21 protein-coding genes are annotated in these 17,319 nt (G+C 65.3%); 11 read left to right on the top strand and 10 right to left on the bottom strand.

The genetic code is table 11. The annotated features are described in order from the left end of the window. The first annotated feature begins 219 nt into the window (after positions 1-219). The 6 genes from RBB31_RS09270 to RBB31_RS09295 all read left to right on the top strand — a co-directional run bounded on the left by RBB31_RS09270 (position 220) and on the right by RBB31_RS09295 (position 5,180). Entirely contained in the window at positions 220-1,191 is a 972-nt protein-coding gene (locus tag RBB31_RS09270; protein WP_306129008.1) for a thymidylate synthase, read from the top strand. Further along, the gene (locus RBB31_RS09275) at positions 1,172-2,572 is read left to right on the top strand and encodes a surface lipoprotein assembly modifier (protein WP_306129009.1); all 1,401 of its coding nucleotides are present in this window, start codon (positions 1,172-1,174) and stop codon (positions 2,570-2,572) included. The genes RBB31_RS09270 and RBB31_RS09275 overlap by 20 nt, the downstream gene beginning before the upstream one ends. A gap of 79 nt (positions 2,573-2,651) precedes the next feature. Further along, the gene (locus tag RBB31_RS09280) at positions 2,652-3,080 is read left to right on the top strand and encodes a VOC family protein (protein WP_306129010.1); all 429 of its coding nucleotides are present in this window, start codon (positions 2,652-2,654) and stop codon (positions 3,078-3,080) included. Then, on the top strand, positions 3,080-3,688 hold the full coding sequence (locus RBB31_RS09285; protein WP_306129011.1) for a DUF1287 domain-containing protein: 609 nt from the start codon (positions 3,080-3,082) through the stop codon (positions 3,686-3,688). Before RBB31_RS09280 ends, RBB31_RS09285 begins: the two co-directional genes overlap by 1 nt. Continuing rightward, entirely contained in the window at positions 3,685-4,389 is a 705-nt protein-coding gene (locus RBB31_RS09290; RefSeq protein ID WP_306129012.1) for a DUF1194 domain-containing protein, read from the top strand. The genes RBB31_RS09285 and RBB31_RS09290 overlap by 4 nt, the downstream gene beginning before the upstream one ends. Further along, on the top strand, positions 4,386-5,180 hold the full coding sequence (locus RBB31_RS09295; protein ID WP_306129013.1) for a DUF1194 domain-containing protein: 795 nt from the start codon (positions 4,386-4,388) through the stop codon (positions 5,178-5,180). Before RBB31_RS09290 ends, RBB31_RS09295 begins: the two co-directional genes overlap by 4 nt. On the opposite strand, the gene RBB31_RS09300 is transcribed toward RBB31_RS09295, so the two are convergent. The 3 genes from RBB31_RS09300 to RBB31_RS09310 all read right to left on the bottom strand — a co-directional run bounded on the left by RBB31_RS09300 (position 5,174) and on the right by RBB31_RS09310 (position 6,444). Then, positions 5,174-5,674, bottom strand: coding sequence for a MarR family winged helix-turn-helix transcriptional regulator (locus tag RBB31_RS09300; protein WP_306129014.1), 501 nt, complete (start codon positions 5,672-5,674; stop codon positions 5,174-5,176). The two genes, RBB31_RS09295 and RBB31_RS09300, sit on opposite strands and share 7 nt — an antisense overlap. Positions 5,675-5,782: 108 nt before the next feature. Continuing rightward, positions 5,783-6,040, bottom strand: a complete 258-nt coding sequence (locus tag RBB31_RS09305) for a succinate dehydrogenase assembly factor 2 (protein ID WP_306129015.1) — start codon at positions 6,038-6,040, stop codon at positions 5,783-5,785. 8 nt (positions 6,041-6,048) lie between these two features. After that, complete coding sequence (locus tag RBB31_RS09310) at positions 6,049-6,444, bottom strand: helix-turn-helix transcriptional regulator (RefSeq protein ID WP_306129016.1); 396 nt, start codon at positions 6,442-6,444, stop codon at positions 6,049-6,051. Positions 6,445-6,543: 99 nt separating this feature from the next. Here RBB31_RS09310 and RBB31_RS09315 point away from each other — a divergent pair, with 99 nt between their 5' ends. Next, positions 6,544-7,746: a pyridoxal phosphate-dependent aminotransferase gene (locus RBB31_RS09315; protein WP_306129017.1), complete on the top strand. Its 1,203-nt coding sequence runs from the start codon at positions 6,544-6,546 to the stop codon at positions 7,744-7,746. A gap of 49 nt (positions 7,747-7,795) precedes the next feature. After that, positions 7,796-8,212 (top strand): hypothetical protein, encoded by a 417-nt coding sequence (locus RBB31_RS09320; protein ID WP_306129018.1) that lies wholly within the window; start codon positions 7,796-7,798, stop codon positions 8,210-8,212. Between the two features lie 132 nt (positions 8,213-8,344). Here RBB31_RS09320 and RBB31_RS09325 read toward each other — a convergent pair whose 3' ends face one another. Further along, positions 8,345-9,814, bottom strand: a complete 1,470-nt coding sequence (locus RBB31_RS09325) for a class I adenylate-forming enzyme family protein (protein ID WP_306129019.1) — start codon at positions 9,812-9,814, stop codon at positions 8,345-8,347. Between the two features lie 281 nt (positions 9,815-10,095). Here RBB31_RS09325 and accB point away from each other — a divergent pair, with 281 nt between their 5' ends. Both accB and accC read left to right on the top strand, forming a co-directional pair. Then, a complete protein-coding gene (gene accB, locus RBB31_RS09330; RefSeq protein WP_306129020.1) occupies positions 10,096-10,605 on the top strand; it encodes an acetyl-CoA carboxylase biotin carboxyl carrier protein in 510 nt (169 codons plus the stop codon). Positions 10,606-10,615: 10 nt separating this feature from the next. Then, on the top strand, positions 10,616-11,968 hold the full coding sequence (gene accC, locus RBB31_RS09335; protein ID WP_306129021.1) for an acetyl-CoA carboxylase biotin carboxylase subunit: 1,353 nt from the start codon (positions 10,616-10,618) through the stop codon (positions 11,966-11,968). Between the two features lie 184 nt (positions 11,969-12,152). On the opposite strand, the gene RBB31_RS09340 is transcribed toward accC, so the two are convergent. Further along, positions 12,153-12,857: a bifunctional 2-polyprenyl-6-hydroxyphenol methylase/3-demethylubiquinol 3-O-methyltransferase UbiG gene (locus RBB31_RS09340; protein WP_306129022.1), complete on the bottom strand. Its 705-nt coding sequence runs from the start codon at positions 12,855-12,857 to the stop codon at positions 12,153-12,155. 86 nt (positions 12,858-12,943) lie between these two features. Here RBB31_RS09340 and aat point away from each other — a divergent pair, with 86 nt between their 5' ends. Beyond that, positions 12,944-13,594: a leucyl/phenylalanyl-tRNA--protein transferase gene (gene aat / locus RBB31_RS09345; protein WP_306129023.1), complete on the top strand. Its 651-nt coding sequence runs from the start codon at positions 12,944-12,946 to the stop codon at positions 13,592-13,594. Here the strand turns inward: aat and RBB31_RS09350 are convergent. The 5 genes from RBB31_RS09350 to RBB31_RS09370 all read right to left on the bottom strand — a co-directional run bounded on the left by RBB31_RS09350 (position 13,558) and on the right by RBB31_RS09370 (position 17,147). Further along, positions 13,558-13,935 carry a DUF2155 domain-containing protein gene (locus RBB31_RS09350; protein ID WP_306129024.1) on the bottom strand — a complete coding sequence of 126 codons (378 nt, stop codon included), beginning with the start codon at positions 13,933-13,935 and terminating at the stop codon, positions 13,558-13,560. The genes aat and RBB31_RS09350 overlap by 37 nt on opposite strands. Continuing rightward, a complete protein-coding gene (gene mlaD / locus RBB31_RS09355) occupies positions 13,932-14,399 on the bottom strand; it encodes an outer membrane lipid asymmetry maintenance protein MlaD (protein WP_306129025.1) in 468 nt (155 codons plus the stop codon). Before mlaD ends, RBB31_RS09350 begins: the two co-directional genes overlap by 4 nt. 29 nt (positions 14,400-14,428) lie before the next feature. Beyond that, positions 14,429-14,812: an NADH:ubiquinone oxidoreductase subunit NDUFA12 gene (locus RBB31_RS09360; protein WP_306129026.1), complete on the bottom strand. Its 384-nt coding sequence runs from the start codon at positions 14,810-14,812 to the stop codon at positions 14,429-14,431. A gap of 248 nt (positions 14,813-15,060) precedes the next feature. After that, a complete protein-coding gene (gene clpX, locus RBB31_RS09365; protein ID WP_306129027.1) occupies positions 15,061-16,323 on the bottom strand; it encodes an ATP-dependent Clp protease ATP-binding subunit ClpX in 1,263 nt (420 codons plus the stop codon). A 191-nt stretch (positions 16,324-16,514) separates the two neighbouring features. After that, entirely contained in the window at positions 16,515-17,147 is a 633-nt protein-coding gene (locus RBB31_RS09370; RefSeq protein ID WP_306129028.1) for an ATP-dependent Clp protease proteolytic subunit, read from the bottom strand. Positions 17,148-17,319: the final 172 nt, after the last annotated feature.

Here is a 17,319-nt window from a genome sequence, read left to right on the forward strand (position 1 = left end):
TTGGGCATTTGCGGGGCGCGGACAACTAATGCGAGTCGCGCCCCACTATATCTTGTGACGCGGCGCAAACAATCCTCCAGATCGGGTGGAGGTTGCATGGCAACACAGCCTGAATTTCCTGGGCAAGCCCATGAAAAAAACTTTGACTTTGCCCGCTAGACCCCTGACTCTTGGGCAAAACAAAGAAAAAACGAACACATATTGAGGGCAGTACTCATCATGAACCGTTTCGTGGCATCACTCGTGCTGCCGGCGTTCCTGCTGGCATGTGGCGGGGGCAGCAACCCGTTCGATCCCGATCCCGCGGCGCCGGACCCCGACCCTGGCGACGAGGACAATCCTGTCACCGAGGCTGGCATTCCGACGGTACTTGCCGGCGATGTGGGCCAGATAAGCTTCAACGCAACCGCCGGCACCATGACGGTCACGGGCCTGACGCAGGATGGCTCACCCGTTCCGCTGACATACCGGCGGCGCCCCGGGCTCGATCGGAACGGGTACCAGGCCTATACGTACCAGGACGATCCCCTTGACCGCCACGTGACGGTCTACGCCGCCGAGGCGAACAACGGCTCGGGTGTCCGGGCCGGTGTGGCCGGTTCCGGCGGGCCGCGGAACCGCTATTTCGGCGGCGGGTTCTACGAACGCGACGGCGCCTACTCTCCCGGAACGGGACAGGTCAGCTACGCAGGCAACTATGTGGGCGTGACCAATGGCGACGGGAGCAGCGAAGATCTCGCACCCGTGCCCGGCGGTACTCCGGGCCAGTTGGTCCCCTCTCAGGCAGCCGAGGTCACCGGTCGCGTGTTCCTGAACGCCGACTTTGCCGACGGTGCGGTCGAAGGCAACGTCATCAACCGTCAGCTTGTAGATGGCGGCACCGCCTTGCCATCCCTCGTGCTAATCAATACGCCAATCGATAGCGAAGGAACCTTCCAGGGCACGGTCGAATACCAGAACGGGGAGTTTCCCGGCGAGAACGTCGTCGGTCAGGGCATAGGGTCGTATGGCGGGATCTTCGGCGGGACGAACGCATCTGGCGTGGCCGGCATCATACGCCTGGAAGAGTTCGACGGACCGAATGACGTCGTGCTGGGCGCCGACTCGGAAGAGGAATACGGCGTCTTCGTGCTCGACCAATGTGGCCAACCTGTCGAAGACGCCGCGGGCTGTGCCGGCACCAACCCGTAACGCACGCGGAGCCGCCGCACTGGCGCTGATTGCGGCGCTGTCGGCCTGGGGGCTTTCGGCCCCGGCCGACAGTGCCGATACGCCCGAAAGTGTGGAACTGTCCCTGCCCAATGCGCAGGCGCTGGCCGTGGAGGCGCTCAAGCAGAAGCGGCCCAAACTGGCCTATCGCCTGAGCGAAGGACTGCTCAAGGCCAACCCGCGCGATGGCCAGGCGCATTACACCCAGGCGCTGGCATTCGCGCAGGTCAAGGCCTACGGGTTCGGCCGCAGATCCGCGCGCAAGGCGTTCAACACGGCCCGGACGCCGGTGCAGAAATACGAGGCGGCTCAGTTGGCCTCTCAGATGGCCTATGCCGACGACCGGCTGACGCTGTCGCAATTCTGGCTGCGCCGCGCGGTGCAGCACGCCCCGACCGAAGAGGTACGGAAGGATTCGATCAAGGCTTTCCGCACGGTGCGCGCCCATAACCCGCTTAACTTCGACCTGAAATTCTCGGTCTCGCCCTCGGACAACGTCAATAACGGGTCCAACAGCCCCTATAACATCATCGACGGCGTGCCGGTGGTGGGCGTGCTGTCGCCCAGCGCGCAGGCCATTGACGGGATCGTCGCCACCACCGATCTGCAAGCCAGCTACCGCATCGCCTATGGCGAGCGGTTCATGACCCGGCTGACCGGACGGGCCTATACGCGACGTGTGAAATTCAACAACGCCGTGCCGGGGCTGAGCGGGTCGGACCTTTCGTCCTCGCGCCTGCAGGTCGGGGTGAACCATATCATGGTCGATGCGTCGGAGCGGGGCCAGTGGGAATTCGATGTCACCGGCGGGCGCACGTGGTACGGTGACAGCCCGCTATACGATTTCGCACGGCTGGGGATCGAGCGTCACAATCGCCTTGGCGAGAACACGCAACTCAGCTTTGGCAGCGCGGTGGAGTTTCAGGAAGACGAGACCTGGCCCCATAACGACGCCACGCAATACGAAGCCTTCGCACAGGTCGGTTACAAGCTGGCGAATGGCGCGCGCATCGGCGGATACGTCAATTACCGCACCACCGAGACCGACGGCGTGAACCAGGCGCGCGAGCAATGGACCGGGATTGTCAGCTACACGATGGGGCGCGAGATCGGGCCGGCGAAGCTCAGTTTTCAACTGGGCCACAGTGTCGTGGATTACGACAGCTACCGGATCTTCCTGACGGTCCCCGGCGGGCGCAGCGACTCCAGCACCTTTGGCGGCGTCACGGCGACCTTCCAGGACTGGAGCTACATGGGGTTCGTGCCCACAGTATCGCTGAATGCCGAGCAGACGCGGTCGAACATCAGCCGCTTCGACGTGGACGAAACCTCGGTCAGTTTCGGCATCCGCTCGGAATTCTGAGGTCCCTGCCCCGCTCTGGACAGCGCGGCGCTTTCGGCTAACTGTGGGGGGTATCCAAAAACGAAGGAGCCGCACGCTTATGGCGCTGAAGTACCTGCACACGATGGTCCGGGTAAAGGACCTGGAGACCTCCATGGCCTTCTACGAACTGCTGGGCCTGAAAGAGACACGCCGGATGGACAGCGAGCAGGGCCGGTTTTCGCTGATCTTCATGGCGCCCCCGGGGCAGGAGGAATGCCCGGTGGAGCTGACTTGGAACTGGGATGGCGACGACGACCTGCCCGATGACAGCCGGCATTTCGGGCACCTGGCCTATTCGGTCGATAACATCTACGACATGTGCAAACATCTGCAGGACAACGGCGTGACGATCAACCGTCCGCCGCGCGACGGGCGCATGGCCTTCGTGCGCAGCCCCGACAACATCTCGGTGGAACTGCTGCAGGAGGGCGACGCGCTGGAACCGGCGGAGCCCTGGGCCAGCATGGAAAATACCGGACACTGGTGATGGGTCTGCGCCGCCTTGCACTTGTCCTGGCGGCGCTGGCCGCCACCCCTGCCCTCGCCAACCCGCTGGCAAAGGCGGCGGCGGAACAGGTGGGCGTGACGGTGATCTACGATCCGTCCTATGTCGGGCTGGACTTTCCCGGCGGCGACGTGCCGCGCGACCGGGGCGTGTGCACCGACGTGGTGATCCGGGCCTTGCGCGATGCGCACGGGATCGACCTGCAACTGGCGGTGAACCGTGACATGAATGCCGATTTCGCCGCCTACCCCGCGATCTGGGGCCTGAGGATGACCGATCGCAACATCGACCACCGGCGGGTGCCGAACCTGGAAACCCTGCTGCGCCGGATGGGCGCGGCAGAGGGCCCGAGCGACGACCCGGACGATTTTGCGCCGGGCGATATCGTCAGCTGGCGGCTGACCGGATCGGGCCTGCCGCATATCGGGATCGTGGCCGAGGGGCGCAGCGCCGATGGCGCGCGGCCGCTGGTGACGCACAATATCGGTTGGGGGACGCGGACCGAAGATATCCTTTTCGCCCACGACATGGTGCTGCGCGCGCGTCTTGACGAGGCGACGCGGGCGCGTCTGAGGGACTTGATGGAATGAGGGCGGCGCGCGGCCTTGCCCTTGCGCTCATGGCGCTGATGCCGCTGAAGGCCGGGGCCGAGGGATGCCGGCTGGCGCTGGTGCTGGCGGTGGATGTGTCGTCCTCGGTGAACGCGGCCGAGTACGATTTGCAACGCGTGGGGCTGGCCGCCGCTCTGGATGCCGAGGAAGTGCGCCACGCGATCCTGCGGGGCGCGCCAGGGCATGTGGCGCTGGCGGTCTACGAGTGGTCGGGGTTCTACCAGCACAAGCTGCAACTGGACTGGACGGTGCTGGACCGCCCCGCCGCGATCGACGCCGCTGTCGAGACCCTGCTGAGGATGCGCCGCAGCCATGACGAATTTCCCACCTCGATGGGCCCGGCGCTTGGCTATGGCGCGCAGTTGCTGCAGCGGGGTCCGGCCTGCGAGCGGCGGGTAATCGACGTGTCGGGCGACGGGGTGAACAACTATCGCTACGGGCCGCGCGAGGCGTACCGGCATTTCCCGATGCAGGACGTCACGGTGAACGGGCTGGTGGTGCTGGGCGAGGACCCCGGCGTGCTGACGTGGTACGGCGCCGAGGTGCTGCACGGCCCCGGCGCGTTTCTGGTGGTGGCCAACGGGTTCGACGAGTTCACCGAGGCGATGACCCGTAAACTCTATCGTGAAATCAACGACATCATCTTGGGCAGCGTGACGCGGCCCGGACCGCACGGATGAGATTGCGATCGCTGGTTCTGGCCTGTGCCGCGCTGTGGCCGGGACTGGCACAGGCAGAGTGCCGACAGGCGCTGGCGCTGGGGCTGGACGTGTCGGGATCGGTGGATGCGGCCGAATACCGGCTTCAGACCGACGGGCTGGCCGCCGCCCTGATGGCGCCAGACGTGCAGGCGGCGTTTCTGGCCGTCCCCGAGGCGCCGGTGCGGCTGATGATCTATGAATGGAGCGGGGTGCGGGACCAGCGGCTGTTGCTGGACTGGACCACGATCGATGGTGCGGCGCGTCTGGCCGAGGTCGCGGCCCGCCTGCGGGCGACGCGCAAGGCCACGGGCGACGACCCGACCACGGCAATCAGCGCGGCGGTCCTCTACGGCGTGGCGGCTCTGAACCGGCAGGCCGTCTGCCTGCGCCGGACGCTGGATATCTCGGGTGACGGACCAGCCAATATCGGGCTGCACCCGCGCGACCTGTCCCCGACGGATCTGGGCGACGTGACCGTCAACGGGCTGGTGATCGGGCCGCAGTCGCGCTCGAACACCTCGAAGAACCTGCACAACGTGAAGTCGCTGGCGGGCTATTACCGCGCCTATGTGCTGCACGGCCCCGGTGCCTTTGCCGAGGTGGCGCAGGACCACGCCGACTTCGCCGCCGCCATGCGCCGCAAGCTGATCCGCGAACTGCAACTGCCGAACCTGTCCCGGCTCGTGCCGCCACAGCCCGCGGACCTGCGCCTGCCTCAAGGCGTTTTGCGAAAATCTGTTTCCCCGGTTTCTCGCGAAATGTTTCAGTAGATATAGCGGATCTGATCGGTCCAGTAGCGTTCGACCCGGCGCAGGGCGCTGGTGATCTGGTCGATGCCGTCATGGGTGATGACACCGCGCGATTGCAGCCCCTCGGCGTGCCGTTCGAACAGGCCCGCCACCACATCGCGGATGCCCCGCCCCTTCTGCGTCAGCCGCACGCGGACCGAGCGGCGGTCGATCTCGCAGCGCTGGTGGTGCATGTAGTCCATCTCGACCAATTTCTTGAGGTTGTAGCTGACATTGCTGCCCTGATAATACCCGCGCGTTTTGAGTTCGCCCGCCGTCACCTCGTTGTCGCCCACATTGAACAGCAGCAGCGCCTGCACCGCGTTGATCTCGAGCACGCCGATGCGCTCGAACTCGTCCTTGATGACATCCAGGAGCAGCCGGTGCAGCCGCTCCACCAGGGACAGCGCATCGAGATACCCCGCCATGAATCCATCCGACTGCACAGCGGTCGGCATCGGTTGTTGAAAACTCATCACTGTCTCCGTGCGCTACTGCTCGGGGACCGATGTGACAAAGAAAGCCGAATAATCGGTTAAATGCAGCCAATATAAGGTAAAATGCGAAGTATTTCGCGGCTTGCGTCAACCCGCGGACACGGCGCGGACCTGCCCGATCAGCGGGGCCAGGTGTGGCGGTGGCGGCGTCTGCCCCGTGATCCACTGGTAGAGGTCCTGGTCGTTTTCCTCCAGCAGTGCCTCGTAAAGGTCCAGTTCGGCCGGGGACAGCGCCGCCAGACGCGCCTCGGAGAAGCGCATCAGCAGGATGTCCATCTCCTTGGTGCCACGGCGCATCGAGCGCATCCGCAGCCGCTTGAGCCTGGTGTCGTCGGTTTCTGCCACGGAGCGGGTCAGGCCCGGTCCTGCAGGACCTTGCGCAGGGTCTTTTCGAGACGACCCAGACGCTCCGCGGTGCCGACGATCTGGGTGCGCAGGGCGCGGATCTCGGTCATCATGGCCGTGACGTCGGCGTTGGCCTCGATATCGGCAGGAGCCTCGGGGCCGTCACCCTCGGCCATCAGAAGCCAGCGCAGGCTGACATTCAGCAGGCCCGACACGGTGCTGAGCTTGTTGGCCCGCGGTTCGCTGATGTCGTCTTCCCAGCCTTGCAGGGTCTTGAGCTTGACGCCAAGGCGCTGTGCCATTTCCTTCTGGGTCATGCCCGCCGCCTCGCGTGCGCCCGCCAGACGGTCACCGAACGTGGTGGCCTCGGGATCGTACCAGTTGTCTTGCGTCTCGGCGGTCATGGTCTTCCTTTCCGGGGCTCGGCCCTTCGAATGCGTCTTGCCTAGCATATGGACCATGACCTACGAAGACCACAGCGTAAAAACCACCCGAGGTGCGACATGAATCCGCTGTCCGCGACATTGGCCCGCGTGAAACCTTCGCCGACCATGGCGATATCCGCCAAGGCGCTGGAGATGAAGGCAGCGGGCGAGGACGTGATCGGGCTGAGCGCGGGCGAGCCCGATTTCGACACGCCCGAGAACATCCGCGCCGCGGGCATCCGCGCCATCGAGGAAGGCAAGACGCGCTATACCGCGCCCGACGGCATCCCCGAGCTGAAAGACGCGGTCTGTGCCAAGTTCAAGCGGGACAACGGGCTGGAGTACACGCGCGCGCAGGTCAGCATCGGGTCGGGCGGCAAGCAGATCCTTTACAACGCGCTGATGGCCACGCTGAACCCGGGCGACGAGGTGGTGATTCCGGCCCCCTACTGGGTCAGCTACCCCGACATGGTGCGGCTTGCGGGCGGCGCGCCGGTGATCGTGGAGGCCGGGCTGGAGACCGGGTTCAAGCTGACGCCGGAGGCGCTCGAGGCGGCGATCACGCCCAGGACCCGCTGGTTCATCTTCAACTCGCCGTCCAACCCCACCGGCGCGGGGTATTCGTGGGACGAGCTGAAGGCGCTGACGGACGTGCTGATGCGCCACACCCATGTCTGGGTCATGACCGACGACATGTACGAGCACCTGGCGTATGGAGATTTCCGGTTCTGCACCCCCGCGCAGGTCGAGCCGGGATTGTACGAGCGCACGCTGACCTGCAATGGGGTTTCCAAGGCCTATGCAATGACCGGTTGGCGGATCGGCTATGCCGCCGGGCCCGAGGTGCTGATCGGGGGGATGCGCAAGATCCAGTCGCAATCCACCTCGAACCCCTGCTCGATCAGCCAGTGGGCTGCGATCGAGGCGCTGAACGGCACGCAGGATTTCATCGCCCCGCATAACGAGATGTTCGTCCGCCGCCGCGATCTGGTGGTCGAGGCGCTGAACGCCGTTCCCGGCATCACCTGCCCGCGGCCCGAGGGGGCGTTCTATGTCTATCCGTCGATCGAGGGTCTGGTCGGCAAGACAAGCGCGGGTGGCACCGTGATCGACAGCGACGAGGCTTTCGTGACCGCCCTGCTGGAGGAAACCGGCGTCGCGGTGGTGCACGGCGCGGCCTTCGGCCTGTCGCCCTATTTTCGTGTCAGTTACGCCACATCGGATGCCGCCCTGAAGGAGGCCTGCGCCCGGATTGCGGACTTTTGCGGAAAATTGTCGTAATGGGTCAGGCAATTGGCCACCGTCACGTCACGACGCATGGGAGACCCGCTTGAGCAGCGAGTTGCCAGACTACTACTTCCGCGTCCGCGAGAACGGGGCCTTCGTGTTTCGCGTGGACACAGAGAACCGCCAGCGGCGTATCGAGATGGACCAGATCGCGGTCATCAACATCAAGAACGGCCAGGTCAAACCTCATGGCGACCGCGAACTGACGGAAGAGGATGCGCGGGTCATCAAGGAATGGATGGACGCGCGCACCGAACTGCTGGCGCGGCGGGATATCGACGACATTCACCGGGCGGTCGATTACCTGAACCTGACCACGCACTGGGCACAGTCGCGGGCCACGGACGATCAACTGGAAGACGTGACAGACGCGCTCTTGCTGGCGATGCACGACCTGCGCTCGGTGCTGGTGCGCAAGAAGGCGGACAGGCTGCTGGCTGGTGACAAGGACGACGATTGAGCGGGCGATTTCTGCGCAGAAATCGATCCGGAAAATGCGTATTTTCCGGGTGAGGATTTGCGCAAATCCTGACCCATTTTCTTGCAAGAGAATGGCGCGGAAATTTGCAAATTTCCGCCGGCGCCCGGGGCATCATGGCTGCGCCAGACGCTCCCGCAGCGCGGTCTTGACCACCTTGCCGTAATTGTTCTTGGGCAGTTCCTCGACCGCGAAATAGGCCTTGGGGCGCTTGAACCGGGCAATCCGGTTCAGGCAGTGGGCATCCAGCGCGTTCCGGTCCAGCGTTCCGGCCTTCGGCACAACGAAAGCCACCACCTCCTCGCCCCACTCGTCACTTGGGCGGCCCACCACGGCAACCTCGGAGACGTCAGGATGGGTCAAGAGCACCTCCTCGACCTCGCGCGGATACACGTTTTGCCCGCCCGAGATGATCACGTCCTTCGAGCGGTCCTGCAAGGTGAGATAGCCCGCCTCGTCAAGACACCCCATGTCGCCGGTCATCAGCCAGCCGTCGCGAATGGTCTCGGCGGTGGCCGCATCGTTGCGCCAATAGCCCGGCATCACCAGGTCGCCGCGCACCATGATCTCGCCCACAGCGCCGGGCGGCAGGGGCCGGCCCGCTTCGTCGCCCACGCGCAGTTCGACTCCGGCCTGGGCGCGGCCCACGGTGGCAAGGGCGCGCCGGGCCGCCACGTCTTCGCGGCCGAGGGCCGTGATCGCCATGGGCGCCTCACCCTGGCCGTAGATCTGGAGGAAGACAGGCCCGAACACGTCCAGCGCCGCCTTAACATCGGCGACGTACATCGGCCCGCCGCCGTAGACCACGCTGCGCAGGCCGGTGCCGTCCCGGCCGTGGTGCCGGGCATGGTCGGTCAGACGCCGGACCATCGTGGGCGCGGCGAACATGTGCATCCGCCCGAAATGCGCCGCGAGGTCGAGAATCTCGCCCGGATCCACACCGCCGCTTTCGGGCACCACGTGGCGGGCGCCCATCAATACGTGCACCAGGCTGTAGAGCCCGGCGCCGTGGCTCATCGGTGCGGCGTAAAGCGTGGCGTCCTCGGCGCTGACCGCATCGACCGAGGCAAGGTAGGCCAGGCTCATCGCCTGAAGCATCCGGTGGGTGATCTGCACGCCCTTGGGTCGTCCCGTGGTGCCGGAGGTGTAGAAGAGCCAGGCAAGGTCCGTCGGCGCCCGTGGCACGAGGTGAAGCGGTGCGCCCGCAACCTCGCCCGGTGCCGCGACAGGACAGGCGGCGTCCTGCAGCGCACTGGCCTGCTCTCCGGTCGCGATGCAGAGCGACGCATCGGCGTTGTCGAGGATCCAGGCCACCTCCTGCCCGTGCAGACGGGCGTTGACGGGCACGGCCACCGCCCCGGCGATCCAGCTGCCGAAAAGCGCCACGAGATACTCGGGGTGGTTGGCCATGAAGAGCGCCACGCGGTCGCCGGGCCGCAAGCCGCGCGCGACGAGACCGCCGGCGAAGGCGGCCGCGCGGGCGTGGAACCCGGCGTAGTCGGCCAAGCATTTCGTGCCGTGAAAGAGCGCGGGCGCGGTCCCGCCGGCCTCTGCCTGGCGCTGGAGCCAATGGGCGATGTTCATGCGCATCCTCGCGGTCTATGTTTTGCGACCAGTGTTTCGCCGACCGCCGGTCAGTGCAATCGCAAACTCCGTCGCCGCCCGGCGGCGCGGTCTTTCCAGCGCGGAAAGCCACCTGCTTGCGGCGGATGTGATTTTTCCCTCGCAATCCTGTACCGGATCCCCCAGATTTCCTTGCAAATAGGCGCTTTCCAGGAGGCCCGTCCTGGCCTATAAGCGCGCAAAACAAGACAGGCGTGGCCCGGCGGGACAGCAGGCCGCGATCCAAGCTTCGAGGATACGGGATGCCGGACAAGACTTCCAAGACGAACCACGACGCGGATGTGGCTTTCATCAAGGCGCTGGCCGAGGTGCTGAACGACAACGACCTGACCGAACTGGAGGTCAAGCGCGAGTATGGCGACGACGACACGCTGAACGTGCGCGTCAGCCGCAAGCAGAAGGTGGTGCAGCAGATGGCGGCGCCGACGCAGGCCGCGGCTCCCGCGCCCATGGCCTCTGCCCCGTCGGCGGCGCCGGCGGCGGACGCCTCTGGCCCGTCCGAGGACCCCGCCAGCCATCCCGGCGCCGTGACCTCGCCCATGGTGGGCACCGTCTACATGCAGGCCGAACCGGGCGCGCCGGCCTTCGTGTCGACCGGCCAGCAGGTGGCCGAGGGCGACACGCTGCTGATCGTCGAGGCGATGAAGACCATGAACCACATCCCCGCCCCCCGTGCCGGGACCGTCAAGCGCATCCTGGTCGAGGACGGCGCCGCGGTGGAATACGGCGCGCCCCTGATGATCATCGAATAAGGGCCAGGCGATGTTCGACAAGATCCTTGTGGCCAACCGGGGCGAGATCGCCCTGCGGGTGATCCGCGCCGCCCGCGAGATGGGCATCCGCACCGTGGCGGTGCATTCCACCGCCGATGCCGACGCGATGCATGTGCGCATGGCCGACGAATCGGTCTGCATCGGCCCGCCGCCGGGCTCTGAAAGCTACCTGTCGATCCCGTCGATCATCGCCGCCTGCGAGGTGACGGGAGCGCAGGCCATTCACCCCGGGTATGGCTTTCTCAGCGAGAACGCCAATTTCGTGCAGATCGTCGAGGACCACGACCTGACCTTCATCGGACCCACCGCCGAGCATATCCGGGTGATGGGTGACAAGATCACCGCCAAGGACACGATGAAGGCGCTTGGCGTGCCATGCGTGCCCGGCTCCGAAGGCGGTGTGCCCGATCTCGCCGCCGCCAAGGCGCTTGGCGACGAGATGGGATACCCGGTGATCGTCAAGGCCACAGCTGGCGGTGGCGGGCGTGGCATGAAGGTGGCGCAGACGGCTGCCGACATGGAAAGCGCCTTTCTGACCGCGCGGTCCGAGGCCAAGGCGGCCTTTGGCAACGACGAGGTCTATATCGAGAAGTACCTGACCACGCCGCGCCACATCGAGATCCAGGTCTTTGGCGACGGCAAGGGCCGCGCGGTGCACTTGGGCGAGCGGGACTGTTCGCTGCAGCGCCGGCACCAGAAGGTGTTCGAAGAGGCCCCCGGCCCCTGCATCACCGAGGAAGAGCGGGCACGCATCGGCAAGATCTGCGCCGATGCGGTGGCCAAGATCGACTATGCCGGTGCGGGAACGATCGAGTTCCTTTACGAGAAGGGCGAGTTCTATTTCATCGAGATGAACACCCGCCTTCAGGTCGAACACCCGGTGACCGAGGCGATCTTCGGCGTCGACCTGGTGCAGGAACAGATCCGCGTGGCCGAAGGGCTGCCCATGTCCTTCAAGCAGGAGGATCTGAAGATCAACGGCCATGCCATCGAGGTGCGCATCAACGCCGAGAAACTGCCGACCTTCTCGCCCCGGCCGGGCAGGATCACGCAGTTCCATGCGCCCGGCGGGCTGGGCGTGCGGATGGATTCAGCGCTGTACGATGGCTATTCCATCCCGCCCTATTACGATTCGCTGATCGGCAAGCTGATCGTACACGGGCAGGACCGCGCCACGGCATTGGCCCGTCTGAACCGCGCCTTGGGCGAATTGATCGTGGATGGCGTCGACACCACCGTGCCGCTGTTTCACGCGCTGCTGCAGGAGGCCGACATCCATTCGGGCGACTACAACATCCATTGGCTGGAAAACTGGCTGAAGACAAACCTGCAAAACGGCTGACCCCGCCCCCGGCGGCGCGGCGGGAAAGAGCGCTTCGGACGCGCGATCACGCACGATGCGCAACGGTCTCGCGCCGCTGACGCAGGGCGGCGTCGAGGGCGAGACTTTCAGACCTTGGCGGCGTTGGTCATGACAACAGCCGCTTGCCGCTGCGCCGCCTTGGCGGCACGTCCTTGCGGCGCGCTCAGCCGTGTCTGGCGATCAGCGTAAAGCTTGACCGGCTGATCGGCCCGTTGCGATAGTAATCTGCCAGACCGTCGCGCAGGCCTTGGGGCAGCTGGGTCCAGTCGGTCCAGTCCACCTCGAATTCCGCGGCCTCGGCCGCCTGGGTGATCGCGCCGCGGCTTGGGATCATGTGCGGCGGGCGGGCCGTGCCACCGGTGGCGCGCCGCGGCTCCAGCCGCAGGATGGGGTCGCAGGTGTTGGCCATCACCCCGTCGCCCAGCACCATCCGCGGACGCAACGCCGCGACATCGGCAAAGATGCCGTGCAGGTCGCTGACGTCGCGCAGCACGTCCATCAGCACCACCAGTTCGAACCGCTTGTCCCTGTCGGCGGCGTTTTGCAGAAAGTCGAGCGGCGGGGCATGGCGCATCTCGACCCGTTCGCGGGCGCCGATGGCGGGCAGGTTATCGAACCGCGCGACGAGCTCCGCCTGCGCCTCGACGCCCACGACCTGCAACGCGCCGGCCTGCGCGAGGTCGGCGCACCACCTGCCGTCGCCCGCGCCGAGATAGAGCACACTGCTGTCTGTGATCACGTGGCGGAAACAGTCGAACAGCATGCCGTAGCGGGCCTGTCGTCGGTTGGCCCGCTGGCGCAGGGTGTCGTCCACCGCGCCGCTGTCATCATTCTTGCCGGGTGCGGTTGCATCGTTCAGGCCGTCCATGTCATCTCCTTTGCCATGCAGCGTGCAAAAGCTTAGCATGGGGTCATGTAACGAAGCCTTAACGCGGGCCCGCCCTCCGATCGCCCATGTCAGACCGCCAGCTGCCTCTCGACCCCGACCTGTTGTTGCAGGCCTATGCCGCGGGCATTTTCCCGATGGCCGAATCGCGCAATGATCCCGAGCTGTTCTGGGTCGACCCGCGGCTGCGCGGCGTGCTGCCGCTGGAGGGGTTCCACGTATCGCGCTCGCTTGCGCGACGGCTGCGGCGGGCTGAGTATACCGCGACGCTGAACGCCGATTTCGCGGGCACGGTCGATGGTTGCGCCGACCGGGCGGAGACCTGGATCAACGGCCAGATTCGCAGCCTTTACATGGAGTTGCACGCCAGGGGCCATGCCCATTCGCTGGAGATCTGGCAAGACGACGTGCTGGCGGGCGGGGTCTATGGCGTGACCCTCGGCGGCGCGTTCTTCGGCGAAAGCATGTTTTCGCGCCGCACCGACGCGTCCAAGCTGGCGCTGGCGCATTTGACCGGGCACCTGCGGCGCTGCGGTTTCGTCCTGTTCGACACGCAGTTCCAGACCGATCACCTGGCCAGCCTAGGCGCGGAGGAGATCCCGCGGGCCGTGTACCGCGACCTGCTCAGGGCCGCGCTGGAGGTGACGGCGGATATCAATTACCCGCCCTTCGATCCGTCCTCTCACTGGGTGGTGCAACGCAACACCCAAATATCGTAGCGTTGATGTTCCACCGCGTTCAGCGCGGGCGACGAGGCCAGCATCCAGCCCGAAAAGATTGGGGGTGCCGCGTCTTCGGGGTGAACGGTCAGGAAGGCATAGGCATCGCCCGCCGGGTTGCCCGCGGGATAGCGGCATTCGCCCAGTTCCACGCGCATCCGGCCGATGTTGCCGGCGCTGGCATTGGCGATCTCGAGGTCGCCGGATTCGGTGGTGATCTTGTCGACCCAGCGCAAGACGACGCCGGTGCCGACCTCTACCTCGTCCTGCGCCGCGACCGGCGCGGCGAGAACCAGCGCCACCAGTGCGGCAGTCAGGGTGCTGCGGTGCCTCAGGCTCATTCGGGAGCGTCTCCGGTCATGTCGTCGCCGGCCACGAACTTGGTCAGAAGCCCGATCAGGCTGACCGAGCCTTGCGTGAATTCGATCTCGTCGCCGGCGGCGAAATAGAACGGCGAACCGCCGGGCATGATCTCGACGAAATTGCCCCCCAGCAGGCCCTCGGAACTGATCGCGAGCGCGCTGTCGTCGGGCACCTCGATATCCTCGCGCACGGTAAAGACGGCGCGGGCGCGGTAGGTTTCGGGGTCGAGCTGCATGTCGGTGACGCGGCCGACTTTCACTCCGGCGAGCCGCACATCGGTGCCCACGTCGATGCCGTCGGCACTGCGGAAGCTGGCGCGCAGCTCGTATTCCGGCGCGGCGCCGGAAAAACCGCTGACCTGTCCGGCATAGATCACGAAGCCCACGGCAAGAGCCAGCACGGCCCCGCCGACGGCGACCTCTGTCATGTTCTCGCTGGCCATCGCGGTGCTCCTGGCTCGAAGGGTCGGGGTTACTCGGGGCTCCAGGCCTCGTAGTCGCGGCGCTCGGCCGGGTCGGCGCGGCGGATCGAGCCGGCGGGCGCATAGGCCAGCGCGGTGCCGGTGAGGTTTTCCTCGTGCGGCTTTTCCCACGGCTTGCGCTTGAACGGCGCCTCGGTGGGCGGCTCGCGGTAGGTGTGGTGCAGCCAGCCGTGCCATTCGGGGCTGACGCGGCTGGCCTCGGCCTCGCCGTTGAAGATCACCCAGCGGCGCTTGCCGTCGCTGGTCTGGTAAAAGATGTTGCCCTGATCGTCCTCACCGACCTTCACGCCCTTGCGGCGGGTGTGAATCATCGTGTTGAGCGTGGCGCCGTTCCACCATGTGACGGCGCGCAGAAGCGAGGTGAGCAGACCCATCGTGATCCTCCGGAATGTCCCTGGCCCCGATATGCCGCAGATCGCCGCCAAGGTCCAGCCCGCAAGACCGCCGCGGCGGCCTGTCTTTGCCGGTCGCGGGCAATGGCCGGCAAAAAGGCTCTGGTCGCAGACCGGTCGTGCGCGTCGGCGCGGGACCATTTTCTTTCAAAGAAAATGGGCAAGAAAATTCGAATTTTCTTGCCCAAACTTTTCGTAAAAATTTGTGCGGCAGAAAGCCCGCCGCCGGATCAGCCGGCGCTGGTGCCTTCCTTCTTGGACTCGGCATGCACCATCAGCGGTGCGGCCTCGGAACTGACGGCCTCTTCGTTGACCACCACTTCCTCGACGTCTTCCATGCCGGGCAGCTCGAACATCGTGTCGAGCAGGATATCCTCGAGGATCGAGCGCAGGCCGCGCGCGCCGGTCTTGCGTTCGATCGCCCGCTTGGAGATCGCGGTCAGCGCGTCCTCGGTGAAGCTGAGCGTCACGTTCTCCAGCTCGAACAGGCGCTGGTACTGCTTGACCAGGGCGTTCTTGGGCTGGGTCAAGATGGTGACCAGCGCCTCCTCATCCAGGTCTTCCAGCGTGGCGATGACCGGCAGGCGGCCGACGAATTCCGGGATCAGGCCGAATTTCAGCAGATCCTCGGGTTCGAGATCCTTGAATACCTCGCCCACGTTGCGGGCGTCGTTGTCGCGCACGTCTGCACCAAAGCCCATTGCGCTGCCCTTGCCGCGCTGGCTGATGATCTTGTCGAGACCGGCGAAGGCACCGCCGCAGATGAAAAGGATGTTGGTGGTGTCCACCTGAAGGAATTCCTGTTGCGGATGCTTGCGCCCGCCTTGCGGCGGCACCGCGGCGACAGTGCCTTCCATCAGTTTCAGCAGCGCCTGCTGCACGCCCTCGCCCGACACGTCTCGGGTGATCGAGGGGTTTTCGGACTTGCGGGTGATCTTGTCGACCTCATCGATATAGACGATCCCGCGCTGCGCGCGTTCGACATTGTATTCCGACGCCTGCAACAGCTTGAGGATGATGTTCTCGACATCCTCGCCCACGTAACCGGCCTCGGTCAGGGTGGTGGCGTCTGCCATGGTGAATGGCACGTCGAGAATGCGGGCCAGCGTCTGCGCCAGAAGCGTCTTGCCACAGCCGGTCGGGCCGATCAGCAGGATGTTCGACTTCTGCAGTTCGATGTCGTTCTTGCCGGAGTGGTTCAGCCGCTTGTAGTGGTTGTGCACCGCGACCGACAGCACCCGCTTGGCGGTGAACTGGCCGATCACGTAATCGTCCAACACGTCACAGATTTCGCGCGGGGTGGGCACGCCATCGGTGGCCTTCAGCCCGGCGGTCTTGGTCTCTTCGCGGATGATGTCCATGCACAGCTCGACACATTCGTCGCAAATGAACACGGTGGGGCCCGCGATCAGTTTTCGGACCTCATGCTGGCTCTTGCCGCAGAAGCTGCAATAGAGCGTGTTCTTGCTGTCGCCACTGGAATTATTCGCCATTCTCGCACCTTTTGACGCCTTGCGTCACGTATCCGACCCGTCGTGTTGCGCCATCCGCGGGGATGTGGCCGGGTCAGCCGGCCCTTGCGCGGGTCCCTGGTTTCTCGTCCGTCCCGGGCAGCTTAGGGCAGAGCGTTTGGCACCTCAATGTCAAAATCGCCGCTGCCCCCCGTTGCGTCCGACCATGCGGATCAGCTGCCCTCTTCGTCGCCTTTCGCCCGGTTTTCCACGATTTCGTCGATCAGGCCCCAGGCCTTGGCCTCCTCGGGCGACATGAAGTTGTCGCGCTCCAGCGCATCCTCGACCTTCTTCAGGGATTGTCCGGTGTGTTTTACGTAAATTTCGTTAAGACGCCGTTTCAGCTTCAGCGTTTCCTCGGCGTGAATCATGATGTCGGTCGCCTGACCCTGATAGCCGCCCGAGGGCTGGTGCACCATGATTCGGCTGTTGGGCAGCGAATAGCGCATGCCCGCGGCCCCGGCGGTCAGCAGGAGGCTGCCCATGCTGGCGGCCTGGCCGATGACCAACGTGCTGACCTTGGGCTTGATGTACTGCATCGTGTCATAGATCGACAGGCCGGAGGTCACCACGCCGCCGGGGCTGTTGATGTACATCGAGATTTCCTTCGAGGGGTTTTCCGCCTCGAGGTGCAGCAACTGGGCCACGATCAGGCTGGACATGCCGTCATGCACCGGGCCGTTCACGAAGATGATCCGCTCCTTCAGCAGGCGCGAGAAGATGTCGTAGGCCCGTTCGCCGCGGCTGGTCTGCTCGACCACCATGGGGACGAGCGTGTTCATGTAGGTTTCCATCGGGTCTGTCATGTTGCCTGCCTCTTGATGCGCATGGTCGGGCCGTGGATCGGCCCGCGTCGGGGTGAACCTTATGCGTGGGCCGAAGGGGCTTCAAGAGCGCCCGGTCATTTTCGATTGCTGCAATCGGGCCTCCGGCCCCGCGCCCGTCAGACACCTTCACGGTGAAGAAATCGTTAAGTTT

Origin of the sequence: Roseovarius sp. MMSF_3350, assembly GCF_030733425.1 — a bacterium.
GTDB lineage: Bacteria > Pseudomonadota > Alphaproteobacteria > Rhodobacterales > Rhodobacteraceae > Roseovarius.

What these genes read in the sequence shown, in the direction of transcription:
- RBB31_RS09270 (WP_306129008.1), top strand. Translation starts at nt 220, where the DNA reads ATGAACCGTTTCGTGGCATCACTCGTGCTGCCGGCGTTCCTGCTGGCA.
- RBB31_RS09280 (WP_306129010.1), top strand. Translation starts at nt 2,652, where the DNA reads ATGGCGCTGAAGTACCTGCACACGATGGTCCGGGTAAAGGACCTGGAG.
- RBB31_RS09285 (WP_306129011.1), top strand. Translation starts at nt 3,080, where the DNA reads ATGGGTCTGCGCCGCCTTGCACTTGTCCTGGCGGCGCTGGCCGCCACC.
- RBB31_RS09290 (WP_306129012.1), top strand. Translation starts at nt 3,685, where the DNA reads ATGAGGGCGGCGCGCGGCCTTGCCCTTGCGCTCATGGCGCTGATGCCG.
- RBB31_RS09295 (WP_306129013.1), top strand. Translation starts at nt 4,386, where the DNA reads ATGAGATTGCGATCGCTGGTTCTGGCCTGTGCCGCGCTGTGGCCGGGA.
- RBB31_RS09300 (WP_306129014.1), bottom strand. Translation starts at nt 5,674, where the DNA reads ATGAGTTTTCAACAACCGATGCCGACCGCTGTGCAGTCGGATGGATTC.
- RBB31_RS09310 (WP_306129016.1), bottom strand. Translation starts at nt 6,444, where the DNA reads ATGACCGCCGAGACGCAAGACAACTGGTACGATCCCGAGGCCACCACG.
- RBB31_RS09315 (WP_306129017.1), top strand. Translation starts at nt 6,544, where the DNA reads ATGAATCCGCTGTCCGCGACATTGGCCCGCGTGAAACCTTCGCCGACC.
- RBB31_RS09325 (WP_306129019.1), bottom strand. Translation starts at nt 9,814, where the DNA reads ATGAACATCGCCCATTGGCTCCAGCGCCAGGCAGAGGCCGGCGGGACC.
- accB (WP_306129020.1), top strand. Translation starts at nt 10,096, where the DNA reads ATGCCGGACAAGACTTCCAAGACGAACCACGACGCGGATGTGGCTTTC.
- accC (WP_306129021.1), top strand. Translation starts at nt 10,616, where the DNA reads ATGTTCGACAAGATCCTTGTGGCCAACCGGGGCGAGATCGCCCTGCGG.
- RBB31_RS09340 (WP_306129022.1), bottom strand. Translation starts at nt 12,857, where the DNA reads ATGGACGGCCTGAACGATGCAACCGCACCCGGCAAGAATGATGACAGC.
- aat (WP_306129023.1), top strand. Translation starts at nt 12,944, where the DNA reads ATGTCAGACCGCCAGCTGCCTCTCGACCCCGACCTGTTGTTGCAGGCC.
- RBB31_RS09350 (WP_306129024.1), bottom strand. Translation starts at nt 13,935, where the DNA reads ATGAGCCTGAGGCACCGCAGCACCCTGACTGCCGCACTGGTGGCGCTG.
- mlaD (WP_306129025.1), bottom strand. Translation starts at nt 14,399, where the DNA reads ATGGCCAGCGAGAACATGACAGAGGTCGCCGTCGGCGGGGCCGTGCTG.
- RBB31_RS09360 (WP_306129026.1), bottom strand. Translation starts at nt 14,812, where the DNA reads ATGGGTCTGCTCACCTCGCTTCTGCGCGCCGTCACATGGTGGAACGGC.
- clpX (WP_306129027.1), bottom strand. Translation starts at nt 16,323, where the DNA reads ATGGCGAATAATTCCAGTGGCGACAGCAAGAACACGCTCTATTGCAGC.
- RBB31_RS09370 (WP_306129028.1), bottom strand. Translation starts at nt 17,147, where the DNA reads ATGACAGACCCGATGGAAACCTACATGAACACGCTCGTCCCCATGGTG.